The sequence below is a fragment of the Flavobacterium sp. N3904 genome (genome assembly GCF_025947305.1).
Taxonomy (GTDB): domain Bacteria; phylum Bacteroidota; class Bacteroidia; order Flavobacteriales; family Flavobacteriaceae; genus Flavobacterium.
In genome coordinates this window covers 4137265-4161289 of the sequence record NZ_CP110009.1, presented here as the reverse complement: position 1 = coordinate 4161289, position 24025 = coordinate 4137265, and the positions used below count along the sequence as shown (strand labels likewise).

The window sequence follows — 24025 nt, the reverse complement described above, 5'->3', positions numbered from 1 at the left end:
AGTGATATTTTATTTCTTCTTTGATTTTTTAAATCCTCTGGTAGTCTTACTTTTTTTGGCCATTTTTTCGGCGGCTTCTTCTTCTTTTGTCAAAAGGTGCACTTCTTTGTAGTGACCGTCCCAGCGCCAAGACATTCCAACTCCGCCATAAACGATAGAGGGCGTATCTTTAAAATTGGTACTTATGGAGGCATCTACCTGCATGTTTTTATTTATTAAAAATGCAGCTCCTCCTCTTATTACTTCGTCACTGTAAAAATCACTTTTTATTCCCTGATTTTCTATAAAAGCCGACCATCTTTCATTAATTCCTTTGGTCAATGTCAAGATATAACTCAAGCTAGGATAATCGGTTGTCATATAATTGGAAATAATATTGGTAACAAAAACCCAAGATCCATCACCTAAATGGTTTTGTAAAATCAAAACTATTTTTGGAGAAATACTCGATTCTGGAGAAAAGGAATACGGATTGTCAGCACCCGTAAAATTTGCTCCGGCAAAAATGGCGACAGCAGGAATTACCTGATGCCAATTGAATTTATGATTGTTTTTCCAGCTATACAAATCAACTTGTCTTTTGTAACCTTTATTGGGGTCATAAATTAAGTACTTTGCTCCCAAAACGGTTTGTTTAAAATCGGATTTATCTACCGTGTTCATCGGGTAGTCGAACGTTTCGTTTACATATTGAATATCAGCGATGAATTCTAAATTTTCAAGAAAGGCTCCGTATCTTAATTCCATATCAAAACCAAATCCGTTGGCATCATATTTTGATAAACTATGGCTTTCCTGAATGCCAAAAACACCAGTTTCTACCTGGAAAACAGTTTTTCCAACAGCAAAAGCTGACATGGATTCACCTGGTCTGTTCGAATTGATTTCGTCCGTGTGTTGTCCATAATGAATGGTTGGAATTAAGAAAATAAAGGCAATAAGTATTTTTTTGATTTTGAACATACTAAAATATTTGAGTTAAATGGATATAACGCATTTCAAATGTACTATATTTTATCATTTATTTAAGAATGATATTTTTATTTTGCCTCGAAACTTCGAGTTGGATTTATTAATTTTGCAAAAAAATCATTTGAATATGCAAACAGCCTCTTTTACAGGTTTTATAGAAACATTATTTTATATCATTGCTTTCTATTATATTTTTAAATTTTTGGCCAAATTGTTTTTGCCTTTATTAGTAAAAAAGGTAGTGGAAAAAGCGGGGCAAAATTTTCAGCAACAGCAGCAACATGCCCAGAATACAACTTGGAAAAAAACACCCAATAACGACGAAATAATAATCAATACCGCAAATGACAAAAATCCCCGCGAAACTAAAAAAGTTGGAGATTATGTAGATTACGAAGAGATTGATTAGTGCCTTGGTCCTTAAAGGGGAATAGTAAAAGCAAGTTAAATTCAAAAAATAAAATTCCAAATTCCAATATTGAGTATTTAGTATTTTTTTGTTGTAATATTAGACTCTAAAATCCTAATTCTAAAATCTAAAATCATATTAATGAAGCAACTTCAAAAGTTCTTTCCGCACGCGCTAGCCATTCTTGGTTTTGTACTTATTTCTGTACTTTATTTTTTCCCTGTTGTACAAGGAAAGCAAATTTTTCAATCTGATATTGCACAATATACGGGTATCGCCAAAGAACAAAATGATTTTAGAGCCACAGAACATGCCGAGCCTTACTGGACCAATTCAGCCTTTGGAGGAATGCCAACATACCAATTAGGAGCCAATTATCCACACGATTATATTGGGAAAATAGATGATTTATTGCGCTTTTTGCCACGCCCAGCAGATTATTTATTTTTATATTTTCTGAGCTTTTATATTTTGATGTTAGTAATGAAGGCAGATCCGCTCAAAGCTTTTTTTGGAGCATTGGCATTTGGTTTTTCTACCTATTTGATTATAATATTGGGAGTGGGGCATAATGCCAAAGCACACGCTATTGCTTTTATGCCACTTGTGGTTGCAGGTTTTGTAATTGTTTTTCAGCGAAAATATATTTGGGGCGGTTTGCTGGCGATGTTTGCGTTGGCGCTGGAATTGAATGCCAATCACTTTCAAATGACTTTTTATTTATTGATATTATTATTGATTCTTTCAGGGTATTTTATTTATGAGGGAATTAAAACAAAGGAGTATAAATCATTACTGTATTCTGTAGGAACACTAATTGGCGCAGGAATATTTGCCATTGGGGCCAATGCCGGAAATTTATTGGCAACGAAAGAATATGCCGATTTTAGTATTCGAGGAAAAAGTGATTTAACATTTAATCCTGATGGGTCGAAAAGTACTAGTGATGGTGCCATGACTCGTGATTATATTACAGAATACAGCTATGGGATTGCCGAAAGTTTTAATTTGATAGCTCCTAGGCTTTTTGGAGGCTCTAATAATGAAAATATCGGTACAGACAGCAGTATGTTTGAGTTTATGATTTCGCAAGGAGTTCCAGAAACCCAAGCTACTGATTTTGTTTCAGCAATGCCAACGTATTGGGGTGATCAACCCATAGTATCGGCGCCAGCTTATATAGGAGCAGTTGTTTTCTTTTTGGCAATTTTGGCTTTGTTTATTGATGAAAGAAAAATTAAGTATGCATTCCTAGGAGGCGCTTTTGTATCCTTAATTCTTTCTTGGGGGAAAAATTTTCCTGCCTTGACCGATTTTTGTATTGATTATATCCCGATGTATAATAAGTTTAGAGCGGTTTCTTCTATTCAAGTCATTTTGGAATTATGTTTTCCTATTCTTGCTATAATGGGTTTACAATCGTTCTTTAAAGTTGAGAAAGAGAAACAACTGAAACCATTATTGCAATCAGGAGCTGTAGGTTTAGGGCTGATTATACTTTTGTTTTTGTCTAAAAGCTTGTTCAATTTTTCAGGAGCCAGCGACAGTTATTTCCTAGAAAGTTACGGGCCTAGTTTTGTAGATGCTCTTAAAGCTGATCGTAAATCATTATACAGTGCCGATTTATTGCGGTCAGGATTTTTTATTCTGATATCAGCGGGTGTTTTATGGTTGTTTATAAAAAATAGAATTGCGCAAAACACCGCCATTATTTTGGTTGGATTATTTATGGTTTCCGATTTGTTTTTTGTTGATAAAAATTATGTTTCAAACAAAGATTTTATAAGTTCCAGAGAAGTCGAAGTTCCTTTTCAGGAAACACCTACCGATGCTCAAATTTTGCAGGATCCTACTATCTACCGTGTGTTTGATGTACAAGGATTAATGCAGGGAAGAACATCTTATTTTCACAAAGCGATAGGCGGGTATAGCGCGGTGAGACCCAAAAGAATGCAACAATTGTTTGATTACCAAATTGCCAAAAACAATACCGAAGTTCTGAATATGCTGAATGTCAAATACGTTATCCAAACCGACAAAGAAGGTAAAGAATATCCAATTATCAATCCGGATGCCAATGGAAATGCCTGGTTTGTTAGTCAAGTAAAATGGGTTAAAAATACGGATGAGGAGATGAAGGGATTGAATAAATTAAATTCTAAACAAGTTGCGATTATTAATGAAAAAGAGTTTGGGGATATAAAAAATAAGGCTTTCGCCAAAGACAGTTCGGCGACAATTACTTTAGATTCGTATAAACCGAACGATTTAAAATATACTTCAAATAATTCAAAAGATGGATTGGCAGTTTTCTCTGAAATGTATTATGAAAAAGGCTGGAAAGCCTTTATAGACGGAAAAGAAACCTCGATTGTGCGAGCAGATTATACTTTGAGAGCCATTGTAGTTCCAGCAGGGAAGCATAGCATTGAGTTTAAGTTTGATCCTCAGGTTGTGAAAACGGGAGGTCTGATTACACTTGTAAGTTGTATTGGAATGTTGTTTTTGTTGGTTGGAGGGATTTACTTTGAAAGGAAGAAAGGAATTGAAATAGCTAAAAGTTACAAGTAAAATGTCTTTTAGTTCTCAAGTCAAGCTAAAAGTTTCCATATTCGTTTTTGACTAACACCAAAAAGAGGTTACGAATTTATGATATGCGACGATAAGAAAATAGATAAAGTTAATTTTGTAAATTTGACTTAGTTATTTTAAAAATTATGAAAGCAACTATATTAAATCATGCTCATCCTTCTATAATGGAAGCAAGGTATATCGAAGAGATAAAAAAAATGACACCACAACAACGTTTTGAAAAACTGATGGCTATTATAGAAATTTCTTATCTTTTGAATACTGTAAAAAAACAATAAATTAATTCAATGAATAGTCAAATAGTAGAAATTTGGAAATACTTTTCTTTAAATAAAGTTAAATATTTGACTATAGGCGGGTTTGCAGTGAATATCTATGGCTATGGACGAAATACGGGTGACATAGATATTTTTATAGAAGATTCAATCGAGAATAGAGAAAATTTAAGAGAAGCCTTAAAACAAGCGGGAATAGGGAATTTTGAAAATTTAAATACAATGCAATTTATACCAGGATGTACTGATATTACATTGAATTTTAATTTGCGATTAGATATTATGACCTCCGTAAAAGGTCTAGAAAATACCAAGTTTGAACAACTTTTAGAAAAAGCATACATAGCAGAAATTAGTGATATTCCAGTTTATTTTATAGATTATGAAAATTTGATCATTGCCAAGAAAGCTGCAAATCGGCCAAAAGATTTGCTAGATATAGAAGAGCTTGAGAAATTAAATAGAAATTTATAATCCAATATCACAAAACCATTAAAATTGAACTCAAAAAAAATCCTCATCATAACCTATTATTGGCCGCCGGCAGGTGGACCAGGCGTGCAGCGTTGGCTTAAGTTTGTCAAATATTTACCCGATTTTGATATTCAGCCGATTGTTTATATCCCGGAGAATCCTACTTATCCTATTGTTGATGTAAATTTAGAAAAAGAAGTTTCGGACAGTGCCATTATTATAAAAAGACCAATATTTGAACCTTATCAATTGGCTTCTTTTTTTTCTAAAAATAAAACTAAAAAAATCAGTTCGGGTATCATTCCCAACCAGAAAAAACAATCTTTTCTCGATAAAATGTTGTTATGGATTCGAGGAAATTTATTTATTCCAGATGCTAGAGTGTATTGGGTAAAACCCTCTGTTTCTTTTTTGGAAAAATACATTTTGGAAAATAATATTGATACTATTGTTACTTCTGGTCCGCCACATAGTTTGCATTTGATCGGTTTGACTTTAAAACAAAAATTAAATATAACTTGGTTGGCTGATTTTAGAGATCCGTGGACAACTATTGGGTATCACAAATCATTGAAACTTTCGACAAGAGCCGCAAGAAAACACAAGGCACTAGAATATCAGGTTTTGAATATTGCCGACACAATTATCGTGACCAGCAAAACCACTAAAACTGAATTTGAAGATATTACCAATAAGCCTATTGTAGTTATTACCAATGGTTATGATACCGAACCCACAACCAAAGTAATTCTCGATACTAAATTCAGTCTGGCACATATTGGTTCTTTTCTATCTGAAAGGAATCCAATGATTCTATGGGATAGTTTGGCAGAATTGCTTCAGGAAATTCCAGATTTTAAAACGCATTTGGAGATAAAATTGATAGGAGCGGTGAGTCAGGAAGTTTTGGAAACGATTTCACAATTTAATTTGGATTCGTATGTTAAGAATTTAGGTTATGTTTCTCATTCCGAAGCTATAGCACATCAAAGAAATTCGCAAGTTTTATTGCTTATCGAAATCAATTCTGAGGAAACCAAAAGCATTATTCCGGGGAAATTATTTGAATATATGGTTTCAAACAGACCGATTATTGCAATTGGTCCAAAAGATTCTGATTTTGCTGAAATTATTAAAGAGACCAATACAGGTGTTTTCTTCGAATATTCAGAGAAAACGAAACTAAAAAATTTGATATTAGAATATTATAATCAATTTTTACAAGGAAATTTACAATCGTATGGTGTAGGTTTGCAAAAATATTCCAGAAAAAATCTGACCAAGGAATTGGTACAATTGATTCATTCAAAAGTTTAGGATTTTTCGACTTTAAACTTTTTAAACCTTAAACTTTTAAACTCCATTTAATGGGCATAGTATTAAATCAGTCTTTAAAGAATACAATAATAACCTACATTGGTTTTGGAATTGGTGCCATAAATACTCTTTATTTATATCCCATTTTTCTTGGCGCTACTTATTATGCATTAACGAATTATATTCTGTCAGCAGCCAATGTAATTATGCCTTTGTTTGCTATTGGGATGCAAAACACGCTTGTAAAATTCTATGCACAGTATAAAACCGAAGACGAACGGTCGCAGTTTTTGTCATTTACAGTGCTATTTCCGCTATTGATGTGTATTCCTTTGGCGATTTTAGGTTTGTTCTTTTATGATGACATTTTAATTTTTGTTTCCAAAAAAAACCCGATCGTCAGAACATTTGTGTTGCTTATTCCGTTTACGGCTTTGTGTATGGCTTATTTCGAAATATTTTATGCTTGGGCAAGAGTTCACATGCACTCGGTTTTTGGCAATTTTATTAAAGAAGTAGGTTTGCGTTTGTTTTCGTTATTCACTTTGATTGGAGTCTATTTTCATTGGATTACTGTAGTGCAGTTTGTTTATGTTACGGCTGGCATTTACTTTTTGGCATTGGTTGTCACTATGTTTTATGCTTTTTATATCAAAAAACCGGTTTTTCAATTTGTAATACCCGAAAATGTAAAAGGGATATTAGAGTATACTTTTTATATTATTTTGTCAGGAAGCGTTGCCAATTTATTGTTGGATGGTGATAAAATAATGTTGAATCAATATATGAAAATTGAAAATATTGCCTACTATTCTGTAGCGACATATATTGCTTTGGTTATTTCGGTTCCAAGTCGCGCGATGCACCAAATTGTGTATCCTATTACAGCAAAATTAATGCATGAAAACAAACACGATGAGCTTAATTCTTTATATAAAAAGACATCTATTAATTTACAAATAGTGGGTGGGTTTGTAATGCTTTGCATTTTTGTGAATATTAATCAATTGTACGAAATGGTTCCAAAAGAATATAGTGGTGGAATTGTTGTGGTATTTATGATTGGTCTGTCTAAATATTTTGACTTGATTTTGGGGAATAATAATGCTATTATTTTTAATTCGAAATATTACCGGGCAGTACTGTTTTTAGGAGTAGGTTTGGTTATTTTGACTGTGGTTCTAAATATGATTTTCATCCCTTTATTTGGTATTATTGGTTCGGCTTTTGCTACTTTATTGTCAATTACTTTTTATAGTCTGGCTAAACTTCTTTTTGTGGTAAAACGCATGCATTTATATCCATTTACGATTCAAACATTGCATTCCATTGGGTTGACTTTTGTTGTGTTTTTACTGTTTTATTTTTGGCAGTTCCCAATGAATCCTTTAATTGCTATTGCTTTGAAGTCTGTTTTGGTTACCATTGTTTATATTTATTTGAATTATAAAATGGTTGTATCTCCAGAAATTAACGCGGTACTGGATAAATTGCTTGTTAAGTTAAAAAGCAAATAATTCTGTTCACGAGTTCGATTTTGCTTAGGCTTAATTGTAAAATTTATCGCTTATTTTTTTTATATTTGTAGGTATAGTTTCTTTGCATTTAATGAAATAGCCTAATCAATTTATTGTAAATAATATTTGGAGATGATAAAGTTTAAAAATTTAGGACTACTTGTTTTATTCCTTTTTTGTTCTGGAATTCTACTTTCTCAATCAAATGATGCGAAAAAAAATGGTAATTCTTCTCAAAAGGAAGCAATTCTTCAACAGCCCAAAATAGACACCAACTTGAAAGGTTATCCCGTGAACCCATTTGGAGATACTCTTTTTTTTATATACAATAAAATAGGTTCTTTTAGTGCTCAAAATCGTGCCGTTGCCATATCGAGTCGAATAAAGGTGCTTTATGATGATCCTTTTTTTAAACCAGATTCGTTGAGTCTGAGTAAATCGGATATTAGCATTGACATTGTTTACAATAAGGATTTTGTTATTATGTCTATTACAGATGCAGATGCCAAAATTATCGGTAAAAATAATTTGGCTTTGGCTAAAGAGAATCTTGGCATTATTAATAAAACAGTAGTTTTTCAACAGGAAAGCAATTCTGAAATGAATTGGTTAAAACGCATTGGTAAGTCACTTTTGCTTATGTCGTTGATTGCATTAATTGTGCTCTTAATAAACAAATTGTTCAGATGGATTAAGGCCTTTCTTGTAAAAAAACGGGAGCGCTATTTTCATGGATTTAAGGTTAAAGAGTCTTATGTTTTCTCACCTGAAAAACAAATGGAATTTGCGTTGCGATTTTTAGCTATCATTCGGATTTTCGTCTTGGTTTTTACCTTATATTTTTCTTTGCCAGTACTGTTTAGTGTTTTTCCTTCGACTAAAGAATATGCTGCAACGCTTTTGAATTGGATTTTTTCACCGGCTAAATTGGCTTTAATGGGGTTTGTTCATTTCTTGCCCAATTTGTTTTCTATAGTGGTAATAGTATTTCTTTTTCGATATGCTATAAAATTAATAAAGTTTTTTGTTGATGAAATTCAGGAAGGGCAAATTCAAATTGATGGATTTTACAGTGATTGGGCCAAACCAACTTTTAATATTGTAAAAGTGTTAATGTATGCTTTTATGGTAGTTATCATTTTCCCCTATTTACCAGGATCTAATTCTCCTATTTTTCAGGGTGTATCCGTGTTTGTTGGTGTTTTGTTTTCATTGGGATCATCAAATGCCATTGCCAATATGATTGCGGGTCTGGTAATAACATATATGCGTCCTTTTAAAGTGGGCGATTTTATAAAAATTGGTGAAATCAGCGGAACTGTTCTTGAAAAAACAGCATTAGTGACTAGGGTTAGAACACAGAAATTTGAGGATATTACTATTCCAAATGCTACTGTTTTGTCTAGTTCTTCTATTAATTATTCGGCAAACACAAACGAGAATTCCAACGGATTATTAATTCACACCACCGTAACGATCGGATATGAATTGCCTTGGGTTGATATTCATAAAGCACTTATTAATGCAGCGTTAAGAACAGATCTTGTAGAGAAAATTCCTCCTCCATTTGTGTTGCAAACAAGTTTGGATGATTTTTATGTTTCGTATGAAATTAATGTTTATACAAAAAAACCTACACAACAACCTGCTATTTATTCTAATTTGCATCAAAATATACAAGATTGTTTTAATGAAGCAGGACTTGAAATCATGTCTCCGCACTTTAATGCATTACGTGACGGAAATAAAACTACCACACCCGATGATTATCTGAAGCAGGATTACGCTGTTCCTCCCTTTAATATAAATGTAAAAAAATAATTTTTTTATTTAATTACGTTTTTATAGTACAATACTTTCAAATGCTTAATTTATTTTGTATGATAAAATCTGTTAATATTTTTGATTTTGGTTTTGTAACGAGTATTCTTGCTTTTTAAATTCAGCTAATTATTCAAAAGATTGATTTACAGTAGTTTGCATTTGTTTTTTTTAAACATCACTAAAAGTGGGTATTGTACCTTTCGTTAAAAGTGTTTAAGTTTGTAACATTCTCAACGATGTGATGTAACCTTAATTAATTAAATATTCAAATGATGAAAAGTCAATTTATTAATCAAGAAAAATTGAATCAGTTTACGAATACTATAGCGAATAAAGTTCAAAATGGGTTTGTAATTGTAGAAAGAAATGATAAAATGCCATTTACTGTTTTAGTAAAAGAAGGGAAGAAAGTCAATCATGCTTTTAATTTTTTAATTTGTTGTGCAACACTCGGAATGTGGTCGTTGCCTTGGCTGTATTTATCTCAAGTTTCGGCTAAATCAAAAAAAATATTAGTTGCAATTGATGAGGATGGTTATATTTTTGAAGAAAATTGCTATATGGGTTAAGAGATTTTTAAAATAAAAAAGATTATATAAAAGCCATGACTCTTTCTGAATTGAGTCATGGCTTCTTTGTTTTTTTTTTTAAATAATTTTTACAGTTTATCTTTCAAATACTTTGCAGTAATCGAATTTTTGTTTTTTACTATTTCTTCAGGAGTTCCTACTGCCAATAGTAACCCTCCATTTTCGCCACCTTCTGGACCTAAATCGATTACCCAATCGGCACATTTTATTAAATCAAGATTGTGCTCGATTACCAATATAGAATGACCTTTCTCTATCAAAGCATCAAAGGATTTTAATAGTTTTTTGATGTCATGAAAATGCAATCCTGTTGTAGGTTCGTCAAAAACAAAAAGTGCTTTTTCTTTTGTTGATCCTTTAACTAAAAACGAAGCAAGTTTTATACGTTGCGCTTCTCCTCCAGAAAGAGTTGATGATGATTGTCCCAACTGTACATAACCTAAACCAACATCTTGCAATGGCTGTAGCTTTTGGGTGATTTTTGTTTGTTTATTTTTTTCGAAAAAGGCGATGGAATCATCAATAGTCATCGTTAGAATATCATGAATATTTTTGTTGTCAAATGCAACCTCAAGAACTTCTTTTTTGAAACGTTTTCCGTTGCAGGTTTCACAGGGCAATTGCACATCGGCCATGAATACCATTTCGACATTTATTGAGCCTTCTCCTTTGCAGGTTTCACATCGACCACCATCGACATTAAAAGAAAAATGTTTGGCTTGATAGCCTCTTATTTTAGATAATTTTTCTTTGGCATACAATTCTCGAATATCATCGTAGGCTTTTATATAGGTTACAGGATTCGAACGAGAGCTTCTCCCAATCGGATTTTGATCTACGTACTCAATATTTTTGATTTGTGAAAAAGAACCAGTTATTTCGCTAAACTGCCCTGCTTTTTCTCCTACATTATCTAGTTTTTTTTGCATGGCAGGAAAAAGAATTTTCTTGACAAGTGTACTTTTTCCACTTCCTGAAACTCCAGTGATAACCGTTAAAACATCCAGTGGAAATGTAACGTCTATATTTTGTAAATTGTTTTCTCTGGCGCCTTTTATTTCTATAAAATTTTTGAAAGTGCGTCGTTTTTTGGGGACACTTATTTCAAGATCTCCGTTCAGATATTTAGCTGTTAATGATGTTGACTGCAGTATTTCCTCATAAGTGCCTTGTGCGACGAGATTACCGCCCAGAGTTCCTGCTTCTGGTCCAATATCTATAATCATATCGGCGGCTTTCATAATATCTTCATCATGTTCTACTACAATCACGGTATTGCCCAAGTCTCTGAGTGATAATAGAACTTTGATTAAACGTTCGGTATCTTTTGGGTGCAAGCCAATACTTGGCTCATCGAGAATATACATTGAACCTACAAGACTACTTCCAAGTGAAGTGGCCAAATTGATACGCTGTGATTCTCCACCAGAAAGCGTAGATGAATTTCTATTTAAAGTCAAATAATTCAAACCTACTTCGGTTAAAAAAGAAAGGCGATTGTTAATTTCTATCAATAAACGCTTGGCAATTTGTTTTTCATAAACATCCAAATCAATATTTTTGAAGAAAGTAACCAAATGCTGAATAGGTAAATCCACCAAATCGGATACGGTTTTGCCATTAATTTTCACATACGAAGCTTCAATTCTCAAGCGTTTTCCTTTACAGGCATGGCATTTGGTTTTGCCTCTATAACGGGAAAGCATAACCCGATTTTGAATTTTATAATTTTTCTCTTCGAGCTCTTTGAAAAAAGCATTTAGGCCCTGGAAGTATTTGTTACCTATCCAAATTAAATCTTTTTGATCTTCGGTTAGTTGAAAATAAGGTTTGTGAATGGGAAAATCAAATTTATAGGCGTTGTTAACCAATTCATCTCGAAACCAACCCATGCTTTCGCCACGCCAAGGAAATATAGCGTTTTCAAAAACGGAAAGGGAAGTATTGGGAACGACCAATTCGGCATCGATTCCTATAATATTTCCGTAACCTTCGCAAACTGGACAAGCACCGTATGGATTATTAAAGCTAAATAAATGAACGTTGGGTTCTAAAAAAGTAATTCCATCCAATTCAAAATTATTCGAAAAAGAAAGTTTTTTGTCGGAATTTAATTCTTGCAAATAGCAAATGCCTTTTCCCTCAAAAAAAGCAGTTTGCACCGCATCTGAAAGTCGATTGTAGAATTCTTCTTCCTCTTTGACTATAATTCTATCAATGACAAGTAAAATGTCTTTGTGATCTAGAGTGTGTTGCTCTGCAGTGGTGAAATCGTCCAAACGAACCATTTCATTATTGACCAAAACTCTGGCAAATCCCTGTTGCAATAATACTTTTAGTTTGTCTTCGAGTTGACGACCTTCTTCAAGGTGAATAGGTGCAAGGAGTAGCCATTTACTGTCAAGTTCGAAATTTTTAACTTCGGAGACTACATCTGTTACGGTATTTTTTTTGACTTCTTTTCCAGAAATTGGGGAATAGGTCCTGCCTATACGGGCAAACAATAGCTTTATATAATCGTAAATTTCGGTTGAGGTTCCAACTGTAGAACGGGCATTTGTCGTGTTTACTTTTTGTTCTATGGCAATTGCAGGTGCAATTCCTTTGATGTATTCTACTTTTGGTTTGTCCAATCGTCCCAAAAATTGTCTGGCATACGAAGACAAACTTTCTACATAACGGCGTTGTCCCTCGGCGTACAAAGTATCGAAAGCCAAACTGGATTTTCCAGATCCTGAAAGTCCTGTAATTACCACAAGTTTGTTTCTGGGAATAGCCACATCTACATTTTTTAAATTATGTACTTGTGCTCCTTTTATAATGATGTTTTTCTTCGGATCGAGTTTGGAAATGTCAGCTGGCATAAAAAAATGTATTTGCACAAAAGTACTCAATTTTAATTTGCGAATGGTTGAAGAATGATATTCAAAACTTGGTTTATTAGCCTTTTTTATAATAGGGTTCGTGCTTTAAAATATTATTGTGGGTTTATATTCATCTTTGGTGGAATGTTGCTTAAGAAGTTATTTAATTATTAAGTCTAATGCACCATTTTGTATACGAATAAAATAGATGGATAAGACAAATTTATTGTGTTTTTTACTTGAACTATTATTTTTTCATTTTAAAAGGTAACTTTAATAGCAGTAAATAATAGTTATAATTTAAAATAAAGTGCTTAAATATGATAATACTATTTTTATCTTGTTATAATTTTAAATTATTTTTAATACATCGTTTTCGTAATTACCTATACATTACCACAACATTTATGCTTATTGGATAGAAAATTCATTTTAGTATTGATTCAATTAGTGGTTTTATAATTGGTTTAGATGCATAATTACATGAGACTTTTTTAGCTTTTTGTTTTTTTATTATTTGGTATAGTTTTTACATAGTAGTTTTTTTAAGTGTTCTTTTGTTTCATTCCTAAATTTGAGAAACTTTAAAAATTAACTTTATGAAAAAAATTACTTTGTTGATTTTTTTAATGCTATTTGCATTGGGATTTTCACAAAATGCGCCTATTACCTTTGAAACGGGACAGCAAGGAGCCGATTGGACTTTTGCATCTTTTGAAAATTCAATTGGTATCGGATATGAAAAAGTAGCAAATCCTTTTGTTACAGGACTGAATACTTCGGCAACAGTTGGAAAATTTACAGCTCTTGTTGCCGGGGCACCTTGGGCAGGCTGTGAGTCTACAGGTATTGGGAAGTTTACATTAAATGCTTCCAATAGTATTGTCAAAATTATGGTTTACAAATCAGTAATTAGTGATGTTGGATTGAAATTTTCAATTGCAAATGGAGGCGCTCAACCAGAAATTAAAGTAAAAAATACTAAAATTAATGAATGGGAAGAATTGACTTTTGACTGTTCCGCAAACATTGGAAAAGCAGAATCAATAGATATTGAAAAAATCATATTCTTTTTGGATTTCCAAGCAAGAACAACGGAAAATGTATGTTATTTTGATAATGTAAAATTCACGGGGATACCTTTACCAACAGCTCCAACAGCTGCTGCGCCTACACCAACAGCTGCTGCACCTAACGTGATTTCGCTTTTTAGTGGTGGTACTTATACTGATTTAGCAGGAACCAATTGGAATCCAAATTGGGGACAATCTACCGTATACGAAGAGGTTCTTGTTTCTGGAAATGCTACCAAAAAATACGCTAACTTCAATTATCAGGGAGTAGTACTGCAAACTCCAGTAGATGCTTCTAATAAGACAAAACTACATTTGGATGTATGGTCTCCAGATTGTACTGCTTTGAAAGTTTTTTTGGTTCCTACAACTGGGACAGAAAAAAGTATTACTGTGAATCCTACCTTATCAGGTTGGAATTCATTTGATATTACTTTAGCGGATTACACAAATTTAGATTTAACAAGTATAAAAGAATTAAAATTTGAATCAGTAACCGCTGGAACAACTGTTTACCTGGATAATATTTATTTTGTAAAAGAAGTGGATGCTTCGATGGCAATGAATGCCCCTGTTACTTTTGAAACAGGAGAGCATGGTGCATCTTGGGCATTTACAAATTTTGATAATGGCACAGGAACTGAAGGGTACGAAAAAGTGGCTAATCCTTTTGCAACTGGTATTAATACATCAGCAACTGTTGGTAAATTTACAGCTACTGTTGCAGGTGCTACATGGGCAGGATGTAAAACAAATGATATAGGTAAATTTACGTTAGACACTAAAAACTCTTTGGTGAAAATTATGGTTTACAAAACCGTTATCAGTGATGTTGCATTAAAATTTGCAGTAGCTGGCGGAGGATCCCTTGGTGAGATTAAAGTAAAAAACACTAAAATTAATGAATGGGAAGAGTTAACATTTGAGTTTTACAATCAAATAGGAAAACTGGAATCAACCGATATAGTGACAATGAATATCTCATTGGATTATCAAGCAAGAGCTACTGAAAATGTATCTTACTTTGATAATATTACTTTCTCGAAAACTTCGGTTCCATCACCTGTTCAAGTTTGTGATGCGGTTTTGACTGAGGCAAGTCAGGGTTCTTTTACAACAGGTTATAAAGCAAATTTTGAAACTGTAGGTACAGACGTAAACATTACTTTTGAATTATTAGATCAAAGAGATGGGCTTGTTGCTGGTTTATGGAAAGAAAGTCCTTTTGAAGAGACTGCAATAGTTAATGATCCAGTTGGAAGTAAAATATTCAAGGCAAAATTGACCAATCAAAAAGCGGGTTCTTTGATTAGTTATGCATGTAAATTTGCTTATGCAGGAGGTCAATCGGTTACTAAATACATTAAATATGAAGTAGGAACCACTTGTAGTGGCACACCACCAGTGGTCACAGGACCGACGCTTCCATTAGATTTTGAAACAGGAACGTTTGCTTTTGTAGATTTTGACGGAGGTGCAGTTACTACAATTGCTAATCCTGACAAAAGTGGAATAAACACTACAGCTACTGTTGCCAAAATGGTAAAAGGAGCTGGAGCTCAATGGGCTGGAAGTAAATTAAAAATGGCTTCTCCAATAAATTTTTCTACTAATAAAATACTTAAAGTAAAAGTTTGGTCACCAGTTGCTGGTAAAAAACTATTATTAAAGTTTGAAGGAGCTGGGGCAGCATTCGAAAAAGAAGTGGCTACAACAGTTGCCAATGCTTGGGAAGAATTAACTTTTGATTATACAGGAGTTGCAGGAGTAAACAACCTAAATGATTATATGGTTTTTATATTTGATTTAGGAACTGTTGGAGACGGAAGTGCTAATTCTACTTATTATTTTGACGAAATTACGCAACCTGGAAGTACTCCTCCAGTGGTAACAGGACCAACGCTTCCATTAGATTTTGAAACTGGAACGTTTGCTTTTGTAGATTTTGACGGAGGTGCGGTTACTACAATTGCTAATCCAGATAAAACGGGTATTAATACTACTGCTACAGTTGCCAAAATGGTAAAAGGAGCAGGGGCACAATGGGCTGGAAGTAAACTTAAAATGGCTTCACCAGTTGATTTTTCGACTAAAAAAATATTCAAAGTAAAAGTTTGGTCACCAGTTGCCGGTAAAAAACTATTATTAAAATTTGAAGGAGCTGGAGCAGCATTCGAAAAAGAAGTTGCTACAACAGTTGCCAATACTTGGGAAGAATTAACTTTTGATTATACAGGAGTTGCAGGAGTAAACAACCTAAATGATTATATGGTTTTTATATTTGATTTAGGAACTGTTGGAGACGGAAGTGCTAATTCTACTTATTATTTTGACGAAATTACGCAACCTGGAAGTACTCCTCCAGTGGTAACAGGACCAACGCTTCCATTAGATTTTGAAACTGGAACGTTTGCTTTTGTAGATTTTGACGGAGGTGCGGTTACTACAATTGCTAATCCAGATAAAACGGGTATTAATACTACTGCTACAGTTGCCAAAATGGTAAAAGGAGCAGGGGCACAATGGGCTGGAAGTAAACTTAAAATGGCTTCACCAGTTGATTTTTCGACTAAAAAAATATTCAAAGTAAAAGTTTGGTCACCAGTTGCCGGTAAAAAACTATTATTAAAATTTGAAGGAGCTGGAGCAGCATTCGAAAAAGAAGTTGCTACAACAGTTGCCAATACTTGGGAAGAATTAACTTTTGATTATACAGGCGTTGCGGGAGTAAACAACCTTAATGATAATATGGTTTTCATATTTGATTTAGGAACTGTAGGAGACGGAAGTGCTAATTCTACTTATTATTTTGACGAAATTACACAACCAGGAAGTACTCCTCCAGTGGTTACAGGACCAGCGCTTCCATTAGATTTTGAGACTGGAACGTTTGCTTTTGTAGATTTTGACGGAGGTGCAGTTACTACAGTTGCTAATCCAAATAAAACGGGAATAAACACTACAGCGACTGTTGCCCAAATGGTAAAAGGAGCAGGTCAACCATGGGCCGGAAGTAAATTAAAAATGGCTTCAGCAGTTGATTTTTCTACTAAAAAAATATTCAAAGTAAAAGTTTGGTCGCCAGTTGCTGGTAAAAAACTATTATTAAAATTTGAAGGTGCAAATGGTAATTTTGAAAAAGAGTCTGTTGGAGTAACTACTGCCAATACTTGGGAAGAACTTACGTTTGATTTTACAAATGTGAGTACAAATAATGCAGCTTCAGATATGGTTTTCATATTTGATTTAGGAACCGCAGGAGATGGCAGTGCTAATTCAACCTATCTTTTTGACGAGATCACTCAATCAGCAGGTTCGGTTCCGGTTACTGGAGCAATACTTCCGTTGGATTTTGAAGCAGCTACTTATGCTTTTGTTGATTTTGATGGTGGTGTAACAACAAAAATTGCTAATCCTCAAAGTAACGGAGTAAATACAAGTGCCAATGTGGCCAAAATGGTAAAAGGTGCTGGAGCAACGTGGGCAGGTAGCAAAATTAAAATGGCTACTCCTGTTGATTTTACAACTGACAAATTGTTTAAAGTAAAAGTGTGGTCTCCAGTTGCGGGTAAAAAACTTTTATTAAAATTTGAAGGTACTGCTGGAAATTTTGAACAAGAATCTACAGGGGTTACTGCAGCAAATACTTGGGAAGAATTAACTTTTGATTTTACAAAAGTAGCTACTAATAATGCTGCCGATTTTATGGTTTTCATGTTTGATTTTGGAACTGTAGGAGACGGAAGTGCCAATTCTACTTATTATTTTGATGATGTTAAACAAGCGTCGATTCCTGTTGCGCCATCTACTAATTATTTAGTTTCTTTTGAAACAGGTAGTGTGATTGGTAGTTGGAATTCATTTGAAAATCCGGGTCAAACTGGATTTGAATTTGCAAACAATCCTTCAAAAACTGGAATTAATACTTCAGACAAGGTGGGTAAATTTACAGCTGTTCCAACAGGACAACGTTGGGCTGGATGTGAAACTGCTAGTGGATCTATAGGTACATGGGAACTAGATGCAACATCTACTACTGTTACCATGATGGTTTACAAGTCAGTTATTAGTCCAGTTGGAATTAAAATGGCTACCAAGTTCAACGGTACCACTTTTGAAATCAAAAAGAATAACACAAAAATTAATGAATGGGAGTTAATGACTTTTGATATTTCTCCATTTATTAAAAGTGGTGATGCAACAATGATTAACAAATTTGTTGTTTTTCCAGATTTCAGATCAGATACAGATCCAGTTAGAAGCTCAGATGTAGTTTTGTATTTTGACGATATTAAATTTTCGGCCAAAAAACTATTTGAGCCTGACTACGTTGCTCCTCCAGTAGAAAATCCTACTGTTTCAGCTACAACACCACCTGTACGTAATGCTGCAGATGTTAAATCTATTTTTAGTGATGTCTATGCTGTTTACAAAGCAGGGAACTGGTGTCAATGTTGGGGACAATCTACTGTTGTTTCTGATGTAGTTATTGTTTCAGGTGATAATGCACGATTATTAAAAGACTTTACTTATCAAGGAATTACACTTCCTGACGGAGAAGTTTTCAATGTGTCGGATATGAATAAAATCCATATTGATTTATGGTTTAATGATGCAAAATCGGTTAGTCTTGCATTAGTACAGCAAACGCCAGGCGGAAGTGTAGAAGCTGCGCTTAAATTCACACCTACTCAAGCAGGATGGAATAGTTTTGATTTTGATTTAAATTCTACCACTGTACCAGGTGTTGATTTGGCTAAAGTGTTTCAAATGAAGTTAACTTCTGAAAAACAAGGATCAAATGTATTCTTAGATAATTTTTACTTCTGGAAAGATGCATCTGCTGTGTTAGCACAAATGGATTTACCAGTTACTTTTGATGACGCTAATGTAGATTATTCATTATTAGGATTTGGTGGTGCAGAAGGCTCTACCATTGTAACAGATCCAACTTTGGCTACAAACAAAGTGGCTAAAGTGGTGAAACCTGCTGTTTCAGAGACTTGGGCTGGAACCACCATTTCTGCAGCTTCTGGTTTAGGATTTAAAAATAAAATTCCTTTTTCTTCAACTGTAACCAAAATGAGTGTTCGTATTTGGTCTCCAGATGCAGGAACAATCGTTCGATTAAAAGTAGAAGATCATGCTGATAAAAACCATACTATAGAAACAGAAAGTACTGTTACAACAGCAAAAGGATGGGAAACAGTTGAGTTTGATTTTGCTAAACCTGTTTCTGGAACTTCTGCTATTAATCTTGCCTATAACTATGATAAAGCGACTGTTTTCTTCGGATTTGGTTCTACTGGAACTGAAAAAATCTATTACTTTGATGATGTAAAGATGGTAGAAGTAGCTTTGGAACCTGTATTGAGTTATGGTGTTACTAGTCAAACCTATCTAGTAGGAAAAGCAATTTATCCATTGGCAATTATTAATAGTGGCGGATTAGTACCAGCGAGCGGGTATAGCATTAGTCCGGCTTTACCAGCAGGATTAAATTTTGATACTTCAACAGCGGGTATTAGTGGTACTCCAACAGCATTGAGTTCAGCAACGACGTTTACTGTAACAGGTGCTAATAGTTCAGGAAGTGCCAGTACTACTATAAGTATTGCAGTTGCTCGTGATTTAAAATCAAATAACTTTACCATTGAAACAACTGGTGAAACGTGTTTGGGTGAGAAAAATGGAGAAATAAACATTAAAGCTTTAGAATCTCATACTTATGTGGCAATTATAAATGACAAAAGTTATGAGTTTACTACAAACAGTTTAAGAGTGTTTAATTTAGCTCCTGGAGTGTATACTATTTCTATTTCGGTTAAAGGAGATTCTTACGTGCAAAGCTTTACGGCTGAGGTTCCAAAAGGGTCAACAATAACAGGGAAAATTAATAAGTCATCTTTTAATAAACTGACTGTTGTTATGACTGAAGGAACTGCTCCTTACAAAGTTTACTTAGATGGGGAAGAACAATTTGAAACTCCTTTTTCAACTTTTACTTTGGATGTAAACAAGGAAAGTCTGTTAGAAGTAAAAACAGCTAAAATATGCGAAGGAACATATACTAAAAAAATTGAAGGTATTTTGGATTCTTCTGCTGCCTTTCCAAACCCAACTTCAGGTAGTTTCGAAATTGCAATTCCAACAAATAGAAAAGAAGTTGTTATCGATTTATACTCTTTGAATTCGGTGTTTATTTCAAGCAACTCATATCCTTTGGAAAATGGAACAGTAAAGTTAAGTCTTGAAGGTCAGACAGATGGAATTTATATCGCAAAAGTGTATTTAGAAACTCCGTCCTATTTAAAAATCATAAAAAAATAAAGATGAAAAAATTTATATATTTATCTATCATTAGTGTTTTCCTAATCTCCTGCGGAAATGAAGATGCACCTTCAGAGTCTGCAAATGTAGCGCCTACAACGCCAACATTGCTTTCTCCGGTAAACAATAAATTGTGTGCCAATAATGCAGTAAGTTTTCAATGGGATGCTGCCGTAGATTCTAATAATGATCCTATAATCTATCAAATACAAGTTGCGAAAGATAAGGATTTTGCACATATTGTAATGACAGCGGAGAGTTCTGCAACCTATCAAAACTTTACTTTAGAAAAAGCAACTGCTTACTATTGGAGAGTAAAATCAACGGATAATGAAGATTTATCCAGTACCTATTCCGCTACTTTTAGTTTTTATACAGCGGGAGATGGTGTAATTAATTATTTACCCTTTTCTCCAGAACTTGTTTCTCCTGAATTAAATTCTGTTATGAGTACCAACACGGCAACACTCAAATGGACAGCAAATGATGTTGATACGAAGGATAAGCTTGTTTATGATGTGTATTTTGGAACTACAAATCCACCAACGGAAAAAGTTGGTGTAAATCAAGTAACTCCTACTCTTGATGTAAATGTAATGGCTTCAAAACAATACTTTTGGAAAGTTGTTGTAAAAGATGATAAGGGTGGAGAGTCAATTGGCCAAATTTGGAGCTTTAGAACAAATTAATTTTTTATAATTATTTTTAGAATTGTAAAAAGCGTCTCGGAAATCCGAGACGCTTTTTTTGTTTTATTGCAATAATCTTACTTTAAGAAATACTTAAGGATTAGATGCAAAACTTGGTTTTTTACGCTATTTTTGTTTTACGATTTGTATTTTTAATAATAATTTAGTTAGTGCAAAATTATTATTTTACAACCTGATATTGATGGACTTTTTCCCCATCTGATATTCTCTAATTTTTTAATACCATATCACCTTTGAAAACAAAAACTACTTTTCTGTTATTTTTTATATTCTCAATAGCTTTTTCTCAAGAGCTTCCTCCAATTATTAAATATTCGCCCAATTTTTATGGAGCCGGTAATCAAAATTGGATGATTTCACAATCACAAAATCAATTCGTTTTCTTCGCAAATAATGAGGGTCTTCTTGAGTTTAACGGCTCAAATTGGCAATTATATCCTTCGCCAAACGAAACCATTATTCGATCTGTAAAAGTTATTAATAACCGCATTTATACAGGCTGTTATATGGAATTTGGTTTTTGGACCAGACAACCCAATGGAAGGCTAAAGTACACTTCACTAAGTAAAGCCATAAAAAATAAAATTCTGGATGATGAACAATTTTGGAATGTTTTAAATTATGATCAATGGGTTATTTTTCAATCGTTGGACAGAATATATATTTATGATACAAAACTGGGTACTTTCAAGATTATCACTCCTAAAAGTACAATTACAAAATCGTACGAAACAAATTCTTCTATTTATTTTCAAACGGTAAATGAAGGATTATTTGAATTGCAAAGTGGAAAAGCACATTTGGTTTCAGACAGCCCTGCTTTAAAAAACAACAGAATTATCAATGTTTTTTCCATAAATGAAGGACTTCTCATTCAAACCCAATTGAATGGATTTTATAAACTAGTTGGAACAATTGTTACAAAATTTGCTACCGAAGCCGATTCTCAAATAGAAACCAGTAGTGTGTACAGCAGTTTAATACTTTCAGATGGGAGTTATGCCATAGGGACTGTATCGAATGGTGTTTTTGTCTTGACCAAAGAAGGGAAGATCAAATTCCATATTTCCCAAAATAAAGGTTTAAGTAACAATACCGCATTGTCATTGTTTGAAGATGTAGATAATAATCTTTGGGTAGGGCTTGACAATGGTATTAATTGTATCAATTTGCAATCGCCTATTCAAAGTTTTACAGATGATACTGGAGTATTGGGGACCGTTTATACTTCGAAATTATTTAATGGTAAATTGTATGTAGGAACCAATCAGGGATTATTTTATAAAAATTACAACAGTAAAGAAGATTTTAAATTTATAAATGGAACCAAAGGTCAAGTTTGGTCTTTGTTTGAATACAAAGGAACTTTATTTTGCGGACACGATTCTGGGACTTTTACTATTGAAAATGGGATTGCCAAAAATATTTTTTCACAGTCTGGCACATGGAAGTTTGAAACAGTCCCTTATCATGAAAATTTGTTGCTTCAGGGCAATTATTATGGAATATCTGTTTTGGAGAGGGTGAACAATCAATGGGTTTTTAGAAATAAGATAAAAGGGTTTGATTATTCTTCCCGATATTTCGAAATTACAAATTCATTGGAAGTTTATGTAAGTCATGAATACAAAGGGGTTTTTAGATTTCAATTGGATAAAGGATTGCTCAAAGCGAGTCCGTTTATTACATATTCTTCGCCAACCAAAGGCAAAAATTCCAGTTTGATAAAGTATAATAGTGACATTTATTATGCTTACAAAGAAGGAATTTTTAAATTGAATCCCAAAACAAAACAATTTGAAAAAGATGATTTGTTGAGTTCTGTTTTTGAGAAAGACGAATATACATCGGGTAAATTGATCGTGGACAATTCGAATAAATTTTGGCTATTTTCCAAAAATTACATTCATTATTTCTCCCTGAGCAAAATGAGCAATCAGCTTAAAAAAAATGTAATTCCAATACCAGCTTCTTTGACAAACTCTATGTTGGGTTTTGAAAATATTACCCAAATATCAAACTCAGAATACCTTATTGGAGCTACAGATGGTTTTTATACGATGAATATAAACGATATGAGTTTTAAAAACTATTCGGTATCAATAACCAGTGTAACTTCTAATAAACTAAATGAGAATTTGGTAAATAGCGACATAAATACTGAGGGGAGTTTTAAATATGACGATAATAACATCACTTTTGGTTATACTGTACCTGAATACAATAAATATATTAATGCTGAATATCAGTATTTATTAGAAGGATTTCAGGATACTTGGAGTGATTGGTCCGCAAAATCAACTGTAAATTTTAAAAATTTACCACCTGGAAGTTATGTTTTTAAAGTGAGAGCTAAATTTGCTAACGAGACATTGCAAAATAACGCTATTTATTCTTTTACTGTTTTAAAACCCTGGTACAATACAAATTTTGCTGTTTTCATTTACTTAATCATGTTTCTTATAATAGTTCATTTCATAAACAAAGCGTACTTAAATTACTATCGAAAACAAAGAGAAAAACTAATTGAAGAAAATAATTTATTATTGGAAATTCAGGAATTGGAGAATGAACAGCAATTAATGAAGCTTAGAAACGAACAACTCTCTCTTGATGTTGATTCAAAGAACCGAGAGTTGGCTGTTTCAACAATGAGTTTAAATAGTAAGAATGAATTACTGGCTTTTATAAAAGAGGACTTGAAAAAAACGAATGAAAATGGCAATTCGAATATCAAATCCGTAATAAGTACCATTAATAAAAACATTACCGAAGAAGATTCCTGGAGTGTCTTTAAAGAAGCTTTTGACAATGCAGACAAAGACTTTCTGAAAAGGATAAAACAGGCACATCCAACCTTAACGCCAAACGATTTGAGACTTTGTGCTTACCTCAGACTGAACCTTTCATCTAAGGAAGTTGCTCCTTTATTTAATATATCGGTTCGAAGCGTAGAGATAAAAAGATATCGTTTGCGTAAAAAAATGGATTTATCACATGAGCAAGGACTTGTTGAGTATATCATGGAGGTATAGGTCGGTTGCTATTTTTATAAATCACCTATACATTACCACAACA

General features: G+C 33.4%; 13 protein-coding genes. 11 read left to right on the top strand and 2 right to left on the bottom strand.

The genetic code is table 11. From position 1 onward, the window contains the following. Positions 1-9: 9 nt before the first annotated feature. Positions 10-963 carry a transporter gene (locus OLM57_RS17750; RefSeq protein WP_264565023.1) on the bottom strand — a complete coding sequence of 318 codons (954 nt, stop codon included), beginning with the start codon at positions 961-963 and terminating at the stop codon, positions 10-12. A 136-nt stretch (positions 964-1099) separates the two neighbouring features. On the opposite strand from OLM57_RS17750, the gene OLM57_RS17745 reads away from it, so the two are divergent. The 8 genes from OLM57_RS17745 (at position 1100) to OLM57_RS17710 (ending at position 9949) form a co-directional block, all read left to right on the top strand. Next, a complete protein-coding gene (locus OLM57_RS17745) occupies positions 1100-1381 on the top strand; it encodes a DUF4834 family protein (RefSeq protein WP_264565022.1) in 282 nt (93 codons plus the stop codon). Positions 1382-1522: 141 nt separating this feature from the next. Beyond that, positions 1523-3952, top strand: a complete 2430-nt coding sequence (locus OLM57_RS17740) for a YfhO family protein (protein ID WP_264565021.1) — start codon at positions 1523-1525, stop codon at positions 3950-3952. A gap of 146 nt (positions 3953-4098) precedes the next feature. After that, complete coding sequence (locus OLM57_RS17735) at positions 4099-4251, top strand: hypothetical protein (RefSeq protein ID WP_264565020.1); 153 nt, start codon at positions 4099-4101, stop codon at positions 4249-4251. 9 nt (positions 4252-4260) lie between these two features. Beyond that, a complete protein-coding gene (locus OLM57_RS17730; protein WP_264565019.1) occupies positions 4261-4722 on the top strand; it encodes a nucleotidyltransferase in 462 nt (153 codons plus the stop codon). Between the two features lie 24 nt (positions 4723-4746). After that, complete coding sequence (locus OLM57_RS17725; RefSeq protein WP_264565018.1) at positions 4747-6039, top strand: glycosyltransferase family 4 protein; 1293 nt, start codon at positions 4747-4749, stop codon at positions 6037-6039. A gap of 50 nt (positions 6040-6089) precedes the next feature. Next, the gene (locus OLM57_RS17720; RefSeq protein WP_264565017.1) at positions 6090-7556 is read left to right on the top strand and encodes an oligosaccharide flippase family protein; all 1467 of its coding nucleotides are present in this window, start codon (positions 6090-6092) and stop codon (positions 7554-7556) included. 132 nt (positions 7557-7688) lie between these two features. Further along, a complete protein-coding gene (locus tag OLM57_RS17715; protein WP_264565016.1) occupies positions 7689-9377 on the top strand; it encodes a mechanosensitive ion channel family protein in 1689 nt (562 codons plus the stop codon). A gap of 272 nt (positions 9378-9649) precedes the next feature. Further along, entirely contained in the window at positions 9650-9949 is a 300-nt protein-coding gene (locus OLM57_RS17710; protein WP_264565015.1) for a hypothetical protein, read from the top strand. A gap of 89 nt (positions 9950-10038) precedes the next feature. Here the strand turns inward: OLM57_RS17710 and uvrA are convergent, their stop codons facing one another. Beyond that, positions 10039-12834 carry an excinuclease ABC subunit UvrA gene (gene uvrA, locus OLM57_RS17705; protein WP_264565014.1) on the bottom strand — a complete coding sequence of 932 codons (2796 nt, stop codon included), beginning with the start codon at positions 12832-12834 and terminating at the stop codon, positions 10039-10041. A 599-nt stretch (positions 12835-13433) separates the two neighbouring features. Here uvrA and OLM57_RS17700 point away from each other — a divergent pair. The 3 genes from OLM57_RS17700 to OLM57_RS17690 all read left to right on the top strand — a co-directional run bounded on the left by OLM57_RS17700 (position 13434) and on the right by OLM57_RS17690 (position 23982). Further along, positions 13434-20237: a putative Ig domain-containing protein gene (locus OLM57_RS17700; RefSeq protein WP_264565013.1), complete on the top strand. Its 6804-nt coding sequence runs from the start codon at positions 13434-13436 to the stop codon at positions 20235-20237. 2 nt (positions 20238-20239) lie between these two features. Beyond that, positions 20240-20926, top strand: a complete 687-nt coding sequence (locus OLM57_RS17695) for a DUF4962 domain-containing protein (protein ID WP_264565012.1) — start codon at positions 20240-20242, stop codon at positions 20924-20926. Positions 20927-21180: 254 nt separating this feature from the next. Beyond that, positions 21181-23982 (top strand): triple tyrosine motif-containing protein, encoded by a 2802-nt coding sequence (locus OLM57_RS17690; protein WP_264565011.1) that lies wholly within the window; start codon positions 21181-21183, stop codon positions 23980-23982. Positions 23983-24025: the final 43 nt, after the last annotated feature.